We start from the raw sequence: 16,561 nt of genomic DNA, 5'->3' as shown, positions 1-16,561 counted from the left end.
GAACTATCGGCTAGCAAATGGTGGCCATGACCAGATCCTCTGACCGGCAGATCGTGACCGTCACAGAATTCCGAGATGTGTAGATACCCATGCAGCGATGAGGCCCTAAAAAACTACCTCTTACTTGGCCTCAGTCTGCGGTACCGCCGGCAAGGCCATCCCTTTCGGCCACAGCAACCAGATCTGCCCTTGCTGCTTCATGTCTCCGGCCAGCTTGCCGGCCGCTTCGCCTGTTCCCCAGAACAGGTCCGCGCGTACTTCGCCAGCGATCGCGCCACCGGTGTCCTGCGCCGCCACCGGACGCACCACCGGGCTGCCGTCGGGACGAGTGGTGGACAGCCAGAGCAGGCTGCCCAGCGGGATCACCTTGCGGTCAATCGCCACGCTATAGCCCGCCGTCAGCGGTACGTTAAGCGAGCCGCGCGGTCCTTCGTTGCTGTCCGGGCGGGTGCTGAAGAACACGTAGCTGGGGTTGCTCGCCAGTAATTCCGGCACCCGCGCCGGGTTGGCCTGGGCCCAGGCGTGGATGGCGCCCATGGTCACGTCTTCTTTGTTCAATTGACCCTGCTCCACCAGCCAGCGGCCCACCGGTCGATAAGGGTGGCCGTTCTGGTCGGCGTAGCCCAGGCGCAGTTGCCGGCCGTTATCGAGCTGGACACGGCCCGAACCCTGGATCTGCAGGAACTGCAGGTCCATCGGGTCAGTCAGCCAGGCCACGACCGGTGCTTTCACGCCCTGACGCTGAATCACTTCGGCGGTGTCGTAGGGCTTGAGGGTGCGGCCTTCGAGGCGGCCCCGCAGGCGCTTGCCCTTGAGTTCGGGGTAGACGCTGTCCAGTGCCACCACGATCAGGTCATCGGGGATGCCATAGACCGGCACGTTGGCCCGCTCGGTGCGGGTTTCGCTGCCGGGATAGACCGGCTCGTAGTAGCCGGTGATCAGGCCGCTGGCGTTGTTTTCCGCCGAGCGCAGGCTGTAGACCTCCAACTGATTGCCGAGGAAGTCGCGGATCTGCCGGGCATCCGCCGGGACGTTGGCCGCCGCGGCGCAGGTCGGGCCCCAGGCCGGGTCGTTCTTGAGGCGCTGGCAGGCGCTGCGCCAGGCTTCGAAGCCAGCCACCAGATCGGCTTCGGCGACACTCGGCAGGTCTTGCCAGGTGGCGTGGGTGTAAGTGGCGACCGGGTGCGGTTTGGATTTTTCCGGGGCGCCGCCGTTGCAGCCAGCGAGCAGGGCAAACAGGGAAAGGGTCCAGCCGAGGCGGCGCAGGGGAGTATTCATGCGGGTATTTCCTTTGCGGGTCGTGCGGGCGCGAGGGCCGCTGCCCAACCCGTAGTTTTCTTGGGGGTATTGGTCTTTGCCGGTGAGGCGAGGATACTGGCCGCCTTTTTTACCGTGAGCCGTTGATGACCATGATGCTCAAGCGTTGTTCCTTTGTACTCCTGGCCTGCCTGACCCTGACCGCCTGTGGCGGGGTCGATCCGAATTCGCCGCTGGGCCAGCGCAAGGCCATCTTCAAGCAGATGCTCAAGACCAGCGAGGACATGGGCGGCATGTTGCGCGGGCGGGTGAACTTCGACGGACAGAAATTCGCCGACGGCGCGGTCAAGCTTGACGGGCTGTCCCGTGAGCCGTGGAAGCATTTTCCACAGGTCAAGGAAACGGATGATACCAGCGCCCGGGCGGATGTCTGGGAGAAGCAGGCGCGGTTCGAGGAACTGGCGCGGCAACTTGAGGCGACGACGGCTGAACTGGTGACCGTCACCCGCGTTCAGCCGTTGCAGGCCGCGCAATTGCAGGCGCCGATGGACAAGGTCGAGGCGGCTTGCAAGGCGTGCCATACCGAGTTCAGGAATCACTGAGCAACATTGATCGCGACGGTTCGGCGGGTGCCGAACTGTCGCGATGTCTGAAAAGCCGACTTACTTCTCCAGTTCCTGCAGAGCGTCCTGCAGTTCCTTGTTGGCTTCGGCCAGTTTGTCCTTGCGCTTGTTGATCTTCTCCGCGTCGCCTTTCTTCATGGCCTTGTCCAGGTCTTTCTTGCGCTGGCTGACTTCGTGGCGGGCATCGAGGACTTTCTGTTCACGCTCTTTGCGCAGGCCGGCGTCGGTACAGTTGGCCTTCACTTCGCTCAGGGCCTTTTCCAGCCCGGCTTGCTGCTCGGCGTTACCGTGGCTGCGGGCCTGTTCGATCTGGATGCTGATGGCCTGCTGCTTGGCGGCGCATCCGGTCAGGCCCGGCTGTTCTTCGGCCGCCAGCGCAGGGGCCGCGAGTACAGCGCAGAGGGTGAACAGGGCAAGCGGGGAAATCGATTTCATAAAAGCTCCGTCGTCGGGCAAGCAGAACCCGTGATGCTGCCCTGATCCACGGGATTTAGAAACCCTCGATTGCATGTTCGCCCAGACGAACGGCGAGCGTCCTGACCTGCGGATCGTTGAAGAACGACACGAGTTGCCCTGCGCGCAGCGGCCCGATACCCGGCTCCTGTTGCCATTGCGCGGCACTGCGCGAGGCCAGTGCGGCCCAGGAATAGCCCAGGTTGGTTTGTTTCGGCGCCGGCACACCCAGCGCCCTGGCCCAACGGCTGAATGGCTGGACGCGCGCCTGGCCAAAGGCAGCATGCATCTGTTGGCTGCTGCGTTGGCCGATGCCGCTGATGCTCAGCAAGTCGTCCTGCTGCAGGTCGAGCCAGTCGGCAAGGCTGTTCAACTGACCGGCGTCGATCAGTTTGTTCCAGGTGCCGGGGCCGACGCCGGGCATGTTCAATCCCTGTTTGCCCGCCAGCCAGGTCAGGCGTTCGAGAAACTGCTCGCGACAGCCGGAGTCTGGCTGCCAGCAGCTCAGCGGGTGATAGGTGTCTGGCGCAGGCGGTGTCACCTTGTTGTGCCGGAGGCCGCGTTGGGTGACCGCTTCGATCCGTGGGATGGTCAGCCCGGCGAGACTGAGGATGATCTGGTCGCCGGGCTGGATATCCAGTTGCTGCCAGCGTTGCAATGAGTCGGCGCTGACCTGACGCACCAGGCGGTCATCGAGGCGCACCGGTTCGAGCTGGATGACTGGGGTGATGCGGCCGGTTCGGCCAACCCGGAAGTGCACGCCCCGCACATCGGCCACAGCTTGGGCGAACGGGTATTTCCACGCCGCGCTCCAGTGTGACGCCCGCGGCTGCCAGCGGTCCGCCGGTGGTTGCCGGCCCTGATGCAGCACCACGCCGTCGCTGGCGAACGGCAGGGGTGAGCGATACCAGTGCTGGCGCCAGTGCACGGCGTCTTCGAGGCGTTTGACCGGCTGGCTGTAGGTTTCGCTGTTGCGCAGGCCAAGGGCGGTAAGCCGGGCGAGGCGCTCACCGGGATCTTGCGGGCCATCGGGCCAGGCCCAGATGAACAGGCCCAGGTTGCGCCCGTCTTCGGCGCTGACCTGATGCCGTGCCAGCAGGCCGGCGACCCGGCTGCGGGCGTTGAGGCTGCCGGCGCTGGCCTGAACATGTCCGTCCAGGCGCCAGAACAGCTCGCCTTGCAGGGTCAGGTCGCGGGCTTCGACGAGGTTGCGCAGGGCGGGGTCGAGGGCAGGGATATGCCGGCTCCAGTCATGGCCGGTGCTGCCATCGCCGCGGCTGATCAGTTGCACCAATGTGCCACGCTGATAGATCAGCGTCGCGGCCACGCCATCGACCTTGGGCTGGACCCACACGTCTTGCCGGCCTTTCAGCCAGGCCGCTACGGCGTTCTCGTCCGCCAGCTTGTCGAGGCCGGTGTGCGCCACCGGATGGTGGATCGGGCCGGCGGCGCTGGCCAGCGGGTTGGCGGTGTTGATGTCGGTGCCGGGGAAACAGCCTTGCAGACGGTGCAGGCGTGCGCGGTGCTGGTCGTACAGTTCGTCGCTGACCAGCGAGACACCGAGGCGGTGGTAGCGGTCGTCCCAGATGGCCAGGCGGTCCCGCAGTTCGGTGAGCTGGCGGGTGGCAACGGTGCCGGACCAGTCGGGGCAGGCCTGGGCAAAGGCCGGGACGGAAAGGAAAAACAACAGCAGGGCGGCGATTAACGGCATGACGAGCGTCCTTGCTCGGCGGAGGGGAAATCACAGCCTAGGAAAGCACGGCCAAGGTGCCTGGACCGGTGTGTCAGGCCATGTTTCGAGGCGGCGAAACCGCTTGAGATCGGCGTGGGGGTGCAACGGACGGACACAAAAAAGCCCCGGCCAGTTACCCGGCCGGGGCTCTTTCAACGCTGGGGGTTACAGGCCGGCGGCGGCGCGCAGGGCGTCAACGCGGTCAGTAAGTTCCCAGGTGAAGGTGGTGAAGGTGTCGTCGCCGACAGTCTTCTGCTGCGGGGTACGGCCGAAGTGACCGTAGGCAGCGGTTTCCTGATACATCGGGTGCAGCAGGTCGAGCATGGTGGTGATTGCGTACGGACGCAGGTCGAAGCACTCGCGCACCAGGTTGATGATCTTGTCGTCGGAGATCTTGCCGGTACCGAAGGTGTTCAGCGAGATCGAGGTCGGCTGGGCCACGCCGATGGCGTAGGAGACCTGGATTTCGCAACGCTCGGCCAGGCCGGCGGCAACGATGTTCTTGGCGACATAACGACCGGCGTAGGCGGCGGAACGGTCAACCTTGGATGGATCCTTGCCGGAGAACGCACCGCCACCGTGACGGGCCATGCCGCCGTAGCTGTCGACGATGATCTTGCGGCCGGTCAGACCGCAGTCACCTACCGGGCCACCGATGATGAACTGGCCAGTCGGGTTGATGTGGAACTGGGTGTCCTTGTGCAGCAGTTCGGCAGGCAGGGTGTGCTTGACGATCAGCTCCATCACGGCTTCTTTCAGGTCTTTCTGCGAAACCTCGGGGTTGTGCTGGGTGGACAGCACGACCGCGTCGATGCCCACGACCTTGCCGCCTTCATAGCGGCAGGTGACCTGGGATTTGGCATCCGGACGCAGCCACGGCAGCAGGCCGGACTTGCGCGCTTCGGCCTGGCGCTCGACCAGACGGTGCGAGAAGCAGATCGGCGCTGGCATCAGCACGTCGGTTTCGTTGCTGGCGTAGCCGAACATCAGGCCCTGGTCGCCGGCGCCCTGGTCTTCCGGCTTGCTGCGGTCAACGCCCTGGGCGATGTCCACGGACTGCTTGCCGATGATGTTCATGACGGCGCAGGTCGCGCCATCGAAGCCGACGTCGGAGCTGTTGTAGCCGATGTCGACGATGACTTTACGCACGATGTCTTCGAGGTCGACCCAGGCCGAAGTGGTCACTTCGCCAGCGATGATCGCCACGCCGGTTTTCACCAGGGTTTCACACGCCACGCGGGCGAATTTGTCTTGCGCGATGATGGCGTCCAGCACCGCGTCCGAAATCTGGTCGGCGATTTTGTCCGGATGCCCTTCAGATACGGACTCGGAGGTGAAAAGGGAGTATTCGCTCATCTCGACGGGTTCCTAAATTTACCGGTGGTGAGTGTTGCCAGTCGGCCGCTGAAAATGGCGGACCTGGATCTGGAAACCATTACGTAAGCCCACATAGAGGCTGTCTCCGGGAGCCAGTCCCGCAGCGCACGCCCAACGAAGCAGGTCGTCCTGTTCAAAGCCCAGCCAGAGATCGCCGCAGGCTTCGCGGGCCCAACTCTGGTCGTGGCTGCATAACTCTGTAACCAACAGGCTGCCGCCTGGTTTGACGCGTTCGGCCAGTTGTTCCAGGGCCGCGGCCGGATCGCTGAAGTGGTGCAGGACCATGTTCAGCACGACGCAATCGGCCTGGACCTCGGTGGTATTGAGGGCATCGGCCAGTTGCAGGTTTACGTTAGCCAGCCGTTCGCGCTGGCAGACCTGGCGGGCCAGGTCGAGCATGGTCGGGCTGTTGTCCAGTGCGGTGACCTGGGCGAAGCGCCGGGCCAGCTCGGGAAGAAATTCGCCGTCGCCGGGGCCGACTTCCAGGGCGCTCGCACCGGGCTCGAAGCTGAGTTTGTCGAGCAGCGTCAGCAGGCTTTCGCGGTACTGCGCCAGGCCTGCGATCAGGTCTTGCTGGGCGCGGAATTTCTCTTCCACGCGCAGGAAGAAGTCCTGGCTGGTGGCCGCACGCCGTTGCTGGACCTGGCCGATTCGCGCCTGCATGTCTTCCGCCAGCGGCAGCCCGTCGACTTCTTCGAGCAGCGCGGCGTGCAGCTTGCCGCCCAGGCTCAGGCCGTCGGGCAGGGCGCGGCGATAGAAAATCGCGTTGCCTTCGCGGCGGGTCGCCACCAGCTCGGCCTGGGCCAGCACCTTGAGGTGGTGGCTCATGCCGGACTGGCCGATGGCGAAGATCTGCGCCAGTTCCAGCACGCCGAACGAATCGCTGGCCAACACGCGCAATACGTTCAGGCGCAGCGGGTCGCCGCCCGACTTGCACAGGGCAGCCAGGCGGTCGCTTTGCCGAGAATCCGGAACGGGTACGCGAATATTCATGGGGCGGCAGTCTAGTCAGGCCAAACCCGCGTCGCAAGACCAATATCAAAAAGTTTTGATATTGGTCGATAGGCGGAGCTAAAACTGTCGGCGGGGCAGGCTTTTTCGGCTGTTTCGTTGGTCCGGCCACGGAATCACCGCGCAAACGCAGGAAAATCGTTCCAGTTCGACCATCCGTCATTGCCCCCGGGCATGCGCCTGGGCGAAAATGGCCGCCTTTTTTCCGTTCGTTCTTTATTCAAGCCCCAGGAGACAAGCGATGCCCAGCCGTCGTGAGCGTGCCAACGCCATTCGTGCCCTCAGCATGGATGCCGTGCAAAAAGCCAACAGCGGCCATCCCGGTGCCCCCATGGGCATGGCGGATATCGCCGAGGTTCTTTGGCGTGACTTTTTGAAGCACAACCCGAGCAACCCGAATTTCGCTGACCGTGACCGCTTCGTGCTGTCCAATGGTCACGGCTCGATGCTGATCTATTCGCTGCTGCACCTGACCGGTTACGACCTGTCCATCGATGACCTGAAGAGCTTCCGCCAACTGCACAGCCGCACCCCGGGCCACCCGGAGTTCGGCTACACCCCTGGCGTCGAGACCACCACCGGTCCGTTGGGCCAGGGCCTGGCCAACGCCGTGGGCTTCGCCCTCGCCGAGAAAGTGCTGGGCGCCCAGTTCAACCGTGCTGGCCATAACGTCGTCGATCACAACACCTATGTGTTCCTCGGCGATGGCTGCATGATGGAAGGCATTTCCCACGAAGTCGCTTCCCTTGCCGGTACCCTGGGCCTGGGCAAGCTGGTTGCCTTCTACGATGACAACGGCATCTCCATCGACGGTGAAGTCGAAGGCTGGTTCACCGACGATACGCCGAAGCGTTTCGAGTCGTACAACTGGCAGGTGATCCGCAACGTCAACGGCCACGATGCCGACGAAATCAAGACCGCCATCGAGACCGCCCGCAAGAGCGAGCAGCCGACCCTGATCTGCTGCAAGACCATCATCGGTTTCGGTTCGCCGAACAAGCAGGGCAAGGAAGATTGCCACGGCGCCCCACTGGGCAACGACGAAATCGCCCTGGCCCGCAAGGAACTGAACTGGAACTACGGTCCGTTCGAAGTGCCTGCCGAGATTTATGCCGAGTGGAACGCCAAGGAAGCCGGTGCCGCCGCCGAAGCCGAGTGGAACAAGCGCTTCGACGCTTACGCCGCCGCCTTCCCTGAGCTGGCCAGCGAACTGAAGCGTCGTCTGAACGGCGACCTGCCGGCCGACTTCGCAGAGAAATCCGCTGCCTACATCGCCGAAGTTGCCGCCAAAGGCGAAACCATCGCCAGCCGCAAGGCCAGCCAGAACACCCTGAACGCTTTCGGCCCGCTGCTGCCGGAACTGCTCGGCGGTTCGGCCGACCTGGCCGGTTCCAACCTGACCCTGTGGAAAGGTTGCAAGGGCGTCAGCCATGAAGATGCCAACGGCAACTACATGTACTACGGCGTGCGCGAATTCGGCATGACCGCAATCATGAACGGCGTCGCCCTGCACGGCGGCCTGGTGCCTTACGGCGCGACCTTCCTGATGTTCATGGAATACGCCCGTAACGCGGTGCGCATGTCCGCCCTGATGAAGCAGCGCGTGATCCACGTCTACACCCACGACTCCATCGGTCTGGGCGAAGACGGCCCGACTCACCAGCCGATCGAGCAACTGAGCAGCCTGCGCAGCACGCCGAACCTGGATACCTGGCGCCCGGCTGACGCCGTTGAATCGGCGGTGTCCTGGAAGCACGCCCTGGAGCGCAAGGACGGCCCTTCGGCGCTGATCTTCTCGCGCCAGAACCTGCAGCATCAGGACCGCGACGCTCAGCAGATCGCCGACATCGCCCGTGGCGGTTACGTGCTCAAGGACTGCGCTGGCGAGCCTGAGCTGATCCTGATCGCCACCGGTTCCGAAGTGGGCCTGGCCGTTCAGGCGTACGACAAGCTGACCGAGCAGGGCCGCAAGGTCCGCGTCGTGTCGATGCCGAGCACCAGCGTGTTCGACGCCCAGGACGCTGGCTACAAGCAGTCGGTACTGCCGCTGGAAGTCGGTGCGCGCATCGCCATCGAAGCCGCCCATGCTGACTTCTGGTACAAGTACGTCGGCCTGGAAGGTCGCATCATCGGCATGACCACTTATGGTGAATCGGCTCCGGCCAGCGCACTGTTCGAAGAGTTCGGCTTCACCCTGGAAAACATCCTGGGTACCGCTGAAGAGCTGCTGGAAGACTGATGTAAGGATCTGCGGATCGATGACAAGCCCGCCCCCGCACTTGCAGGGGCGGGCTTGTCACCGAATGCGACAACGCAAAAAACCGCCGATTGCCGATAACGATCTGTTCCGTGAGCCCCCAATGTCTCAACCGCGTCCCTATAAAGTTGCACTCAACGGTTACGGCCGTATCGGTCGTTGCGTCCTGCGCGCACTCGTCGAACGGGGCGCGAAGGCGGGCTTCGAGATCGTTGCGCTGAATGACCTGGCCGACCAGGCCAGTCTGGAATACCTGACACGCTTCGACTCCACCCACGGGCGCTTCCCCGGCGAGGTGAAGGTCGACGGCGACTGTCTGCATATCAATGGCGACTGCGTGAAAGTGCTGCGCAGTGCCACGCCCGAGGGCATCGACTGGGCGGCGCTGGACGTCGACCTGGTGCTGGAGTGCTCCGGGGCCTACAACACTCGCGCCGATGGCCAGCGCTTCCTTGATGCGGGCGCACCGCGGGTGCTGTTTTCCCAGCCGATGGCCAGTGAGCAGGACGTCGATGCCACCGTGGTCTACGGCATCAACCAGGACTGCCTGACCGGCGACGAGTTGCTGGTGTCCAACGCCTCCTGCACCACCAACTGCGGCGTGCCTCTGCTGCGGGTGCTGGATCAGGCGTTCGGCATCGACTATGTGTCGATCACCACCATCCACTCGGCCATGAACGACCAGCCCGTCATCGACGCCTATCACCACGAAGACCTGCGCCGCACCCGTTCGGCGTTCCAGTCGGTGATTCCGGTGTCCACCGGCCTCGCCCGGGGTATCGAGCGACTGCTCCCGGAACTTGTCGGGAGAATCCAGGCCAAAGCCGTGCGTGTACCGACGGTGAACGTGTCGTGCCTGGACATCACCCTGCAAACCACCCGCGACACCACGGCCGCCGAGGTCAACCAGGTGCTGCGGGACGCGGCCCTGAGCGGACCGCTGCAGGGGCTGCTGGCGTATACCGAGCTGCCCCACGCCAGTTGTGATTTCAACCATGACCCGCATTCGGCCATCGTCGATGCCAGCCAGACCCGTGTTTCCGGCCCTCGCCTGGTGAACCTGCTGGCCTGGTTCGACAACGAATGGGGGTTCGCCAACCGCATGCTCGACGTCGCCGATCATTTTCTGCGCGTCGTGGACCACACCACCCGCACCACTCGCAAACAGCCCTGAAGGACTGCATTCATGACCGTTTTGAAGATGACCGACCTCGATCTGCAAGGTAAGCGCGTACTGATCCGCGAAGACCTCAACGTCCCTGTGAAGGACGGTGTGGTTGCCAGCGATGCGCGCATCCTTGCTTCGCTGCCGACCATCAAGCTGGCCCTGGAGAAGGGCGCGGCGGTGATGGTCTGCTCGCACCTTGGCCGTCCGACCGAAGGCGAGTTCTCGGCCGAGAACAGCCTCAAGCCGGTTGCCGACTACCTGAGCAAGGCCCTGGGCCGCGACGTGCCGCTGGTCGCCGACTACCTGGACGGTGTCGAGGTGAAGGCCGGTGACATCGTGCTGTTCGAGAACGTGCGCTTCAACAAGGGCGAGAAAAAGAACGCCGACGAGCTGGCGCAGAAGTACGCCGCGCTGTGCGACGTGTTCGTCATGGATGCCTTCGGCACCGCTCACCGCGCTGAAGGTTCGACCCATGGCGTGGCCAAGTTCGCCAAGGTCGCCGCTGCAGGCCCGCTGCTGGCCGCCGAGCTGGACGCCCTGGGCAAGGCCCTGAAAGCGCCGGCCAAGCCGATGGCCGCCATCGTTGCCGGCTCCAAGGTGTCCACCAAGCTGGACGTGCTGAACAGCCTGAGCCAGATCTGCGACCTGCTGATCGTCGGTGGCGGCATCGCCAACACCTTCCTCGCCGCGGCCGGTCACAAGGTCGGCAAATCGCTGTACGAGCCTGATCTGGTCGAGACCGCCAAGGCCATCGCTGCCAAGGTCAACGTGCCGCTGCCAGTCGACGTGGTGGTTGCCAAGGCCTTCGCCGAAGACGCCGAAGCTACCGTCAAATCGGTCGCCGACGTTGCCGACGACGACATGATCCTGGACATCGGCCCGAAAACCGCCGAGCAATTCGCCGAGTTGCTGAAATCGTCGAAAACCGTGCTGTGGAACGGCCCGGTCGGCGTGTTCGAGTTCGACCAGTTCGGCAACGGCACCAAAACCCTGGCCAAAGCGATCGCGCAAAGCAGCGCCTTCTCCATCGCCGGTGGTGGTGACACCCTGGCAGCCATCGACAAATATGGCGTCGCGGCTGATATCTCCTACATTTCTACCGGTGGCGGTGCCTTCCTCGAATTCGTCGAGGGCAAGGTCCTGCCGGCGGTCGAGGTTCTGGAACAGCGGGCCAAGGCCTGACTCGCCCGGTGCCTGGCAAAGGGAGCGAACAGATGATCAAGCGCTTGTCCTTGATGGTCATGAGCGTCGTGCTGAGCGCCTGCTCCAGCACGCCTGACTCCGCTCCCGACCGGCCTGCCGCGGAAAAGGGTGGCTGCTACCAGTCCGAATGGCAGGCCGAGACCGCGCCGGTCATCAATAAACGGCTCGGTCCGGATGGCCTGGAAAAATACGACGACGAACATCAGCGCCGGGCCAAGGGATGCCCTTGATCGGCTCGCGACAACCTGTCGCCAGGTTTGTGGTCTGCTGGAGGAAGTGGATGAAAGGTGTTCTGGCCTTGATGGCCCTGGCAACACTCGCAGGATGCGCCAGCTTCATGCCCGCACCGGCGGCGGCCCCGGCCGACAACTGGACCCGCTGGGTCTGCGACAGCAAGGCCGAAGTGCTCTGGCGTGCGGCAGGCGCCGGCAACCAGGAGATGGACGTACGCCTTGGCGGCGGCGATCAGGTCTACCGGCTCAAACCCGAGCCGGCCGGATCTGGAGCGCTGTACAGCGATGGCGTGCTGGCCTTGCACACCAAGGGCGATGAGGGCCTGGTGTACTGGGTTGCGACCAACGATTTGATAGGGCGGGGCTGCAAGGCACCGTGACTGGCCGGGCCGGCTGATACTGGCCCACACAACTTGAACAGCAACCGCCGCTGCGGCAGGTTTGCACGAAAAACGACGCTTGTCGGGAGAGAGATACACAATGGCACTCATTAGCATGCGCCAGATGCTGGACCACGCCGCCGAGTTCGGTTACGGCGTTCCAGCTTTCAACGTCAACAACCTGGAACAGATGCGCGCCATCATGGAAGCCGCTGACAAGACCGACTCTCCGGTGATTGTCCAGGCCTCGGCCGGTGCCCGCAAATACGCCGGCGCGCCGTTCCTGCGCCACCTGATCCTGGCGGCGATCGAAGAATTCCCGCACATCCCGGTGTGCATGCACCAGGACCACGGCACCAGCCCTGACGTCTGCCAGCGCTCCATCCAACTGGGCTTCAGCTCGGTGATGATGGACGGCTCGCTGAAAGCCGACGGCAAGACCCCGTCCGACTACGAATACAACGTCCGCGTCACCCAGCAGACCGTGGCATTCGCCCACGCCTGCGGCGTTTCCGTGGAAGGTGAGCTGGGTTGCCTGGGTAGCCTGGAAACCGGTCAGGCCGGTGAAGAAGATGGTGTTGGCGCTGAAGGCATCCTGGATCACAGCCAGATGCTGACCGATCCGGAAGAGGCCGCTGACTTCGTCAAGAAAACCCAGGTCGATGCCCTGGCCATCGCCATCGGCACCAGCCACGGCGCCTACAAGTTCACCAAGCCGCCTACCGGCGACATCCTGGCGATCGACCGCATCAAGGAAATCCACAAGCGCATCCCTAATACTCACCTGGTGATGCACGGTTCGTCCTCGGTTCCACAGGACTGGCTGGCGATCATCAACGAGTTCGGTGGTGACATCAAAGAAACCTACGGCGTGCCAGTCGAAGAAATCGTCGAAGGCATCAAGTACGGCGTGCGCAAGGTAAACATCGACACCGACCTGCGTCTGGCTTCCACCGGCGCGATCCGTCGGTTCCTGGCGCAGAACCCGGCCGAGTTCGACCCACGTAAATACTTCGCCAAGACCGTCGAAGCCATGCGCGACATCTGCATCGACCGCTACGAAGCCTTCGGCACTGCGGGCAACGCATCGAAGATCAAGCCGATCTCCCTGGACGATATGTTCCTGCGTTACGCCAAAGGCGAGCTGGCCGCGAAGGTCAACTGATACGCGCGCAAACCAAAAAAACCCGCAGCGATGCGGGTTTTTTTATGCCTGTTGATCACTCAGGAAGACCGTTAGTCGGCGAACTATCGTTAAAGCACCTGTTGGCCAGTTGCCAGCTTTAGATTTGGAAAACTCGGGTCTAGAGTCAAACGCGCAGATTTCATCCGAAAGATGACGTAGTTGCCAATAGAGAAGCAGCATGGAATGCGCTCAGATTCCGACACAAGAAGGTGGCTCAGTTCTACTGATTGTTGATGACTATCCGGAAAACCTGACCAGTATGCGGGCCTTGCTTGCACGTCAGGATTGGCAAGTCTTGACCGCCAGTTCGGGTATCGAAGCCCTGAGTACCTTGCTTGAACATGAGGTCGACCTGGTCCTGCTGGATGTGCAGATGCCGGGCATGGACGGCTTTGAAGTGGCCCGGCTGATGCGCGGAAGCCAGCGCACGCGGCTGACACCAATCATCTTCCTGACCGCCAACGAACAGACCCAGGCGGCGGTGCTCAAGGGCTATGCCAGCGGCGCCGTGGATTACCTGTTCAAACCCTTCGACCCGCAAATTCTCAAGCCCAAGGTGCAGGCCCTGCTCGACCAGCAGCGTAACCGTCGCGCCTTGCAACGGCTGACCCGCGACCTGGAAGCGGCCCGTGCCTTCAACGCCTCGGTGCTGGAGAACGCCGCCGAAGGTATTCTGGTGGTGGCCGAGGATGGCACCATTCGCTTCGCCAATCCGGCCATTTCCCGCTTGCTGCTTGCGTCGGTCGACCAGTTGCAGGGCGCCGGTCTGCTGGACTTCGTGTTGTCGCCGACGGCGGCGCAATGGCGCGAGTCGGCGTTTTATCAGGCGTACCTGGAACGGGATATCTTCCGCCTGCATGACGCTGTGCTGCGCACCAGCAATGGCCAGGCGCTGCCGGTGGCGCTGTCCTGCGCTGCCTTGCCCGGTGAGCAACGCGCGATGGTGGTGACGGTGCTGGACATGTCGGTAGTGCGCAGCCTGCACCAGCAGTTGGAGCATCAGGCGGTCACCGATCCGCTTACCGGCCTGCTCAATCGCCGTGGTTTCTATCAGGCTGCGGAAAGTGCGCTGGTACGCAGCGAACATTCGGAAAAGCACCATGCCCTGATGTACCTGGACCTCGATGGCTTCAAGCGGGTCAACGATTCCCTTGGCCACGAAACCGGCGATCAGGTGCTCCACTGGGTCGCCGAGCAACTGAAAGACTGCCTGGGCGGCCACGGCATTCTGGCGCGGATGGGCGGTGATGAGTTCACCGCCTTGCTCGACGATCTCGACTATCCCGAACAGGCGGCGCGCTTTGCCGAGAAGTGCATCGAGCGCATGTCGATCCGTCAGCAGATCGACGGCCTCGAAGTGATGCTCGGGGTCAGTATCGGCATCGCCATTTACCCCGACTGCGGCGCCAACCTCGACGGGCTGCTGCGCGCTGCCGATACGGCGATGTACGCGGCCAAACAGGCCGGACGCCAGCAGTACCGTTATTACGACGAAGACCTCAACGGCCGCGCCCGTTCGCGGCTGATGCTGGAAGACAGCGTTCGCGCGGCGGTGGATAACCAGGATTTCACCCTGGTGTTCCAGCCGCAGGTGGCGTTCTCCGACGGTCGCTTGCGCGGCTTCGAGGCGCTGCTGCGCTGGCGCCATCCGAGTGTCGGCGATGTGCCGCCGGGGCTGTTCTTGCCGTTGCTGGAAGAAGCGCGGTTGATCAACCGCCTGGCCTCCTGGATCTACTGCCAGGGCGCCGAGCAGCGGCGAGCCTGGTGCGGGCATTTTCCTGACGACCTGACCCTGGGCATCAGCCTCAGTCGCGTGCAGTTCGGCATGCCCAACCTGATCGAAGAGCTGTCGCAGGTCATCGCCCGTGAAGGCTTGAAACCGAGCCAACTGGAAGTGGAAGTCGCCGAGACCTCGCTGACCGACAACCTCGACGCCGCGTTGCGCCAGTTGCGCAAACTGCGCGAGTTGGGCGTGCGCGTGGCGCTGGATGATTTTGGCGCTGGCGATTGCTCGCTGCGCCTGTTGCGCGACCTGCCGATCGACACGCTCAAGCTCGACCGCCACCTGGTGGCACGCCTGCCCGATTCCGACGTCGACGCGGCCTTGGTGCGCTGCGTCATCGACCTTTGCCAGCAGTACTGCATCAGCGTGATTGCCGAGGGTGTGGAAACCCCGGAGCAGGCGCAATGGTTGCGCGAACACGGCTGCGAGTACGTCCAGGGCTTCCTCGTGGCACGGCCGATCACCGCAGCGGAAGCCGGGCGCTTCCCGGCCTTTTTTGACTGGCAAGGGCAGTAGTTGGGTACACTGCGGCCTTCCCCCTTTCACCCGCAGCAGCCATGAACACCCTCAAGTACCTGCAAGCCTACCCGCCCGCCCTGCAAGATCAGGTACGCCAGTTGATCGCCCGTGGCCAACTGGGCGACTACCTGCAAAAGCGCTATCCGGCCCGGCATGACGTGCAGAGTGACAAGGCGCTGTACAGCTATGCGCAGAACCTCAAGCAGGAACACCTGCGCAACGCGCCGAACCTCGACAAAGTGCTGTTCGACAACCGTCTCGACCTGACCCACCGTGCGCTCGGTCTGCACACGGCGGTTTCGCGGGTGCAGGGTGGCAAGCTCAAGGCGAAGAAAGAGATCCGTATCGCTTCGCTGTTCAAGGAGGCGGCGCCGGAGTTCCTGCGCATGATCGTGGTGCACGAACTGGCGCATTTCAAAGAAGCCGAGCACAACAAGGCTTTTTACAAACTCTGTGAATACATGCAGCCGGGCTACCATCAATTGGAGTTCGACCTGCGCGTTTACCTGACCTGGCGCGAGTTGCCGGGCGATCAGTGAGTCAAAGGACCCTTTGCATGGACGTAAGCAAGACCAAGAGCAGTTTCTACCGTCGCCTGTATGTTGCCTGGCTGATCGACAGCCAGACCGCCAGCAGCGTCCCGGCGCTGATGGCCGCCACCGGCATGCCCCGCCGCACCGCGCAGGACACCATCGCCGCGTTGGCTGATCTGGATATCGTCTGTGAATTCGAGCAGGAAGCGGGGGCGCGCAACCACGCCGGGCATTACCGGATTCATGATTGGGGTGCGATCGACAAGGGGTGGATCATTCAGAACCTGAGGTCGATTCGCGACGTGTTGGGTTATCCCTGATTGACCTGCTTTCTGGCTCGCAGCAGATCCCTGTAGCGGGCTTTTCAGCAATAGCGCGCTCAAGCGCTCGAGCGCTGACTATTTCCTTCGATGAACCCGCGGTCAGTTGGTTTTCTGAAATCCAGGTGATTTCACTGCCTTTCTTAGGATTTTTCCTATATCCCGGTCACTGATCGCGCATGCAGGATTCTGCGGAATTTCTTCCATGGAATCCTCCAGGGTCAGGGGCCAGCAAGCGTATGGCCCGGCACCCCGGTGGTTACCTTTCTCATGCGGCCTTGCGCTGAATCTGGTGCTGGGTGCGCAGTTGCAGGGAGCACTGCATGCCCGTCCCATCCTGTTTGCGCTTCATCCCCAGCGATGCATCCGGATTCGTCGAGTCCAGCTCCGCGGCTGACCTGCCTCACGCGGAGGAATACTCATGAATTCCGATAACCCTTTCGATTTCGGCCTCTGCATCGACATTGCCTGCAACGAAGCCAACCCGCTGGACCCCGGCATCTGCGGGGTCTGCCAGCGCAGCGGT

At 63.1% G+C, this 16,561-nt stretch carries 15 protein-coding genes; 10 read left to right on the top strand and 5 right to left on the bottom strand.

The genetic code is table 11. The annotated features are described in order from the left end of the window. Window positions 1-120: 120 nt before the first annotated feature. The gene (mltA, locus tag DM374_RS31385; protein ID WP_110973380.1) at window positions 121-1,278 is read right to left on the bottom strand and encodes a murein transglycosylase A; all 1,158 of its coding nucleotides are present in this window, start codon (window positions 1,276-1,278) and stop codon (window positions 121-123) included. Window positions 1,279-1,409: 131 nt separating this feature from the next. Here mltA and DM374_RS31380 point away from each other — a divergent pair, with 131 nt between their 5' ends. Continuing rightward, window positions 1,410-1,859, top strand: coding sequence for a c-type cytochrome (locus tag DM374_RS31380; protein WP_110973381.1), 450 nt, complete (start codon window positions 1,410-1,412; stop codon window positions 1,857-1,859). A gap of 60 nt (window positions 1,860-1,919) precedes the next feature. On the opposite strand, the gene DM374_RS31375 is transcribed toward DM374_RS31380, so the two are convergent. From DM374_RS31375 to DM374_RS31360, 4 genes are all read right to left on the bottom strand, one after another. Further along, window positions 1,920-2,315, bottom strand: coding sequence for a DUF1090 domain-containing protein (locus DM374_RS31375; RefSeq protein ID WP_110973379.1), 396 nt, complete (start codon window positions 2,313-2,315; stop codon window positions 1,920-1,922). Window positions 2,316-2,370: 55 nt separating this feature from the next. Continuing rightward, entirely contained in the window at window positions 2,371-4,044 is a 1,674-nt protein-coding gene (gene ligB / locus DM374_RS31370; protein WP_110973378.1) for an NAD-dependent DNA ligase LigB, read from the bottom strand. Window positions 4,045-4,230: 186 nt separating this feature from the next. Further along, window positions 4,231-5,421 carry a methionine adenosyltransferase gene (gene metK, locus DM374_RS31365; protein WP_110973377.1) on the bottom strand — a complete coding sequence of 397 codons (1,191 nt, stop codon included), beginning with the start codon at window positions 5,419-5,421 and terminating at the stop codon, window positions 4,231-4,233. 18 nt (window positions 5,422-5,439) lie between these two features. Continuing rightward, the gene (locus DM374_RS31360) at window positions 5,440-6,435 is read right to left on the bottom strand and encodes an ArsR/SmtB family transcription factor (protein ID WP_095155882.1); all 996 of its coding nucleotides are present in this window, start codon (window positions 6,433-6,435) and stop codon (window positions 5,440-5,442) included. A gap of 259 nt (window positions 6,436-6,694) precedes the next feature. Between DM374_RS31360 and tkt the strand changes: the two genes are divergently transcribed. From tkt to DM374_RS31315, 9 genes are all read left to right on the top strand, one after another. Next, window positions 6,695-8,692 carry a transketolase gene (gene tkt, locus DM374_RS31355; RefSeq protein ID WP_110973376.1) on the top strand — a complete coding sequence of 666 codons (1,998 nt, stop codon included), beginning with the start codon at window positions 6,695-6,697 and terminating at the stop codon, window positions 8,690-8,692. 121 nt (window positions 8,693-8,813) lie between these two features. Next, on the top strand, window positions 8,814-9,884 hold the full coding sequence (epd, locus tag DM374_RS31350) for an erythrose-4-phosphate dehydrogenase (RefSeq protein ID WP_095155884.1): 1,071 nt from the start codon (window positions 8,814-8,816) through the stop codon (window positions 9,882-9,884). 12 nt (window positions 9,885-9,896) lie between these two features. Next, window positions 9,897-11,060 carry a phosphoglycerate kinase gene (locus DM374_RS31345; RefSeq protein ID WP_095155885.1) on the top strand — a complete coding sequence of 388 codons (1,164 nt, stop codon included), beginning with the start codon at window positions 9,897-9,899 and terminating at the stop codon, window positions 11,058-11,060. A gap of 32 nt (window positions 11,061-11,092) precedes the next feature. After that, entirely contained in the window at window positions 11,093-11,311 is a 219-nt protein-coding gene (locus DM374_RS31340) for a hypothetical protein (protein ID WP_095155886.1), read from the top strand. 50 nt (window positions 11,312-11,361) lie between these two features. Then, a complete protein-coding gene (locus tag DM374_RS31335; RefSeq protein ID WP_110973375.1) occupies window positions 11,362-11,694 on the top strand; it encodes an MliC family protein in 333 nt (110 codons plus the stop codon). A 100-nt stretch (window positions 11,695-11,794) separates the two neighbouring features. Beyond that, window positions 11,795-12,859, top strand: coding sequence for a class II fructose-bisphosphate aldolase (gene fba, locus DM374_RS31330; protein WP_095155888.1), 1,065 nt, complete (start codon window positions 11,795-11,797; stop codon window positions 12,857-12,859). Window positions 12,860-13,058: 199 nt separating this feature from the next. Next, complete coding sequence (locus DM374_RS31325; RefSeq protein ID WP_110973374.1) at window positions 13,059-15,179, top strand: putative bifunctional diguanylate cyclase/phosphodiesterase; 2,121 nt, start codon at window positions 13,059-13,061, stop codon at window positions 15,177-15,179. A gap of 41 nt (window positions 15,180-15,220) precedes the next feature. Continuing rightward, a complete protein-coding gene (locus tag DM374_RS31320; RefSeq protein WP_095155890.1) occupies window positions 15,221-15,721 on the top strand; it encodes a YgjP-like metallopeptidase domain-containing protein in 501 nt (166 codons plus the stop codon). 17 nt (window positions 15,722-15,738) lie between these two features. Further along, window positions 15,739-16,035: a winged helix-turn-helix domain-containing protein gene (locus tag DM374_RS31315; RefSeq protein ID WP_110973373.1), complete on the top strand. Its 297-nt coding sequence runs from the start codon at window positions 15,739-15,741 to the stop codon at window positions 16,033-16,035. The last annotated feature ends 526 nt before the right edge of the window (window positions 16,036-16,561 follow it).

Origin of the sequence: Pseudomonas huaxiensis (assembly GCF_003231275.1) — a bacterium.
GTDB classification, from domain to species: Bacteria; Pseudomonadota; Gammaproteobacteria; order Pseudomonadales; family Pseudomonadaceae; genus Aquipseudomonas; species Aquipseudomonas huaxiensis.
Note: the sequence above shows the minus strand (reverse complement) of the source record. Positions and strands in the feature narration are given on the sequence as shown.

What these genes read in the sequence shown, in the direction of transcription:
- mltA (WP_110973380.1), bottom strand. Translation starts at nt 1,278, where the DNA reads ATGAATACTCCCCTGCGCCGCCTCGGCTGGACCCTTTCCCTGTTTGCC.
- DM374_RS31380 (WP_110973381.1), top strand. Translation starts at nt 1,410, where the DNA reads ATGATGCTCAAGCGTTGTTCCTTTGTACTCCTGGCCTGCCTGACCCTG.
- DM374_RS31375 (WP_110973379.1), bottom strand. Translation starts at nt 2,315, where the DNA reads ATGAAATCGATTTCCCCGCTTGCCCTGTTCACCCTCTGCGCTGTACTC.
- ligB (WP_110973378.1), bottom strand. Translation starts at nt 4,044, where the DNA reads ATGCCGTTAATCGCCGCCCTGCTGTTGTTTTTCCTTTCCGTCCCGGCC.
- metK (WP_110973377.1), bottom strand. Translation starts at nt 5,421, where the DNA reads ATGAGCGAATACTCCCTTTTCACCTCCGAGTCCGTATCTGAAGGGCAT.
- DM374_RS31360 (WP_095155882.1), bottom strand. Translation starts at nt 6,435, where the DNA reads ATGAATATTCGCGTACCCGTTCCGGATTCTCGGCAAAGCGACCGCCTG.
- tkt (WP_110973376.1), top strand. Translation starts at nt 6,695, where the DNA reads ATGCCCAGCCGTCGTGAGCGTGCCAACGCCATTCGTGCCCTCAGCATG.
- epd (WP_095155884.1), top strand. Translation starts at nt 8,814, where the DNA reads ATGTCTCAACCGCGTCCCTATAAAGTTGCACTCAACGGTTACGGCCGT.
- DM374_RS31345 (WP_095155885.1), top strand. Translation starts at nt 9,897, where the DNA reads ATGACCGTTTTGAAGATGACCGACCTCGATCTGCAAGGTAAGCGCGTA.
- DM374_RS31340 (WP_095155886.1), top strand. Translation starts at nt 11,093, where the DNA reads ATGATCAAGCGCTTGTCCTTGATGGTCATGAGCGTCGTGCTGAGCGCC.
- DM374_RS31335 (WP_110973375.1), top strand. Translation starts at nt 11,362, where the DNA reads ATGAAAGGTGTTCTGGCCTTGATGGCCCTGGCAACACTCGCAGGATGC.
- fba (WP_095155888.1), top strand. Translation starts at nt 11,795, where the DNA reads ATGGCACTCATTAGCATGCGCCAGATGCTGGACCACGCCGCCGAGTTC.
- DM374_RS31325 (WP_110973374.1), top strand. Translation starts at nt 13,059, where the DNA reads ATGGAATGCGCTCAGATTCCGACACAAGAAGGTGGCTCAGTTCTACTG.
- DM374_RS31320 (WP_095155890.1), top strand. Translation starts at nt 15,221, where the DNA reads ATGAACACCCTCAAGTACCTGCAAGCCTACCCGCCCGCCCTGCAAGAT.
- DM374_RS31315 (WP_110973373.1), top strand. Translation starts at nt 15,739, where the DNA reads ATGGACGTAAGCAAGACCAAGAGCAGTTTCTACCGTCGCCTGTATGTT.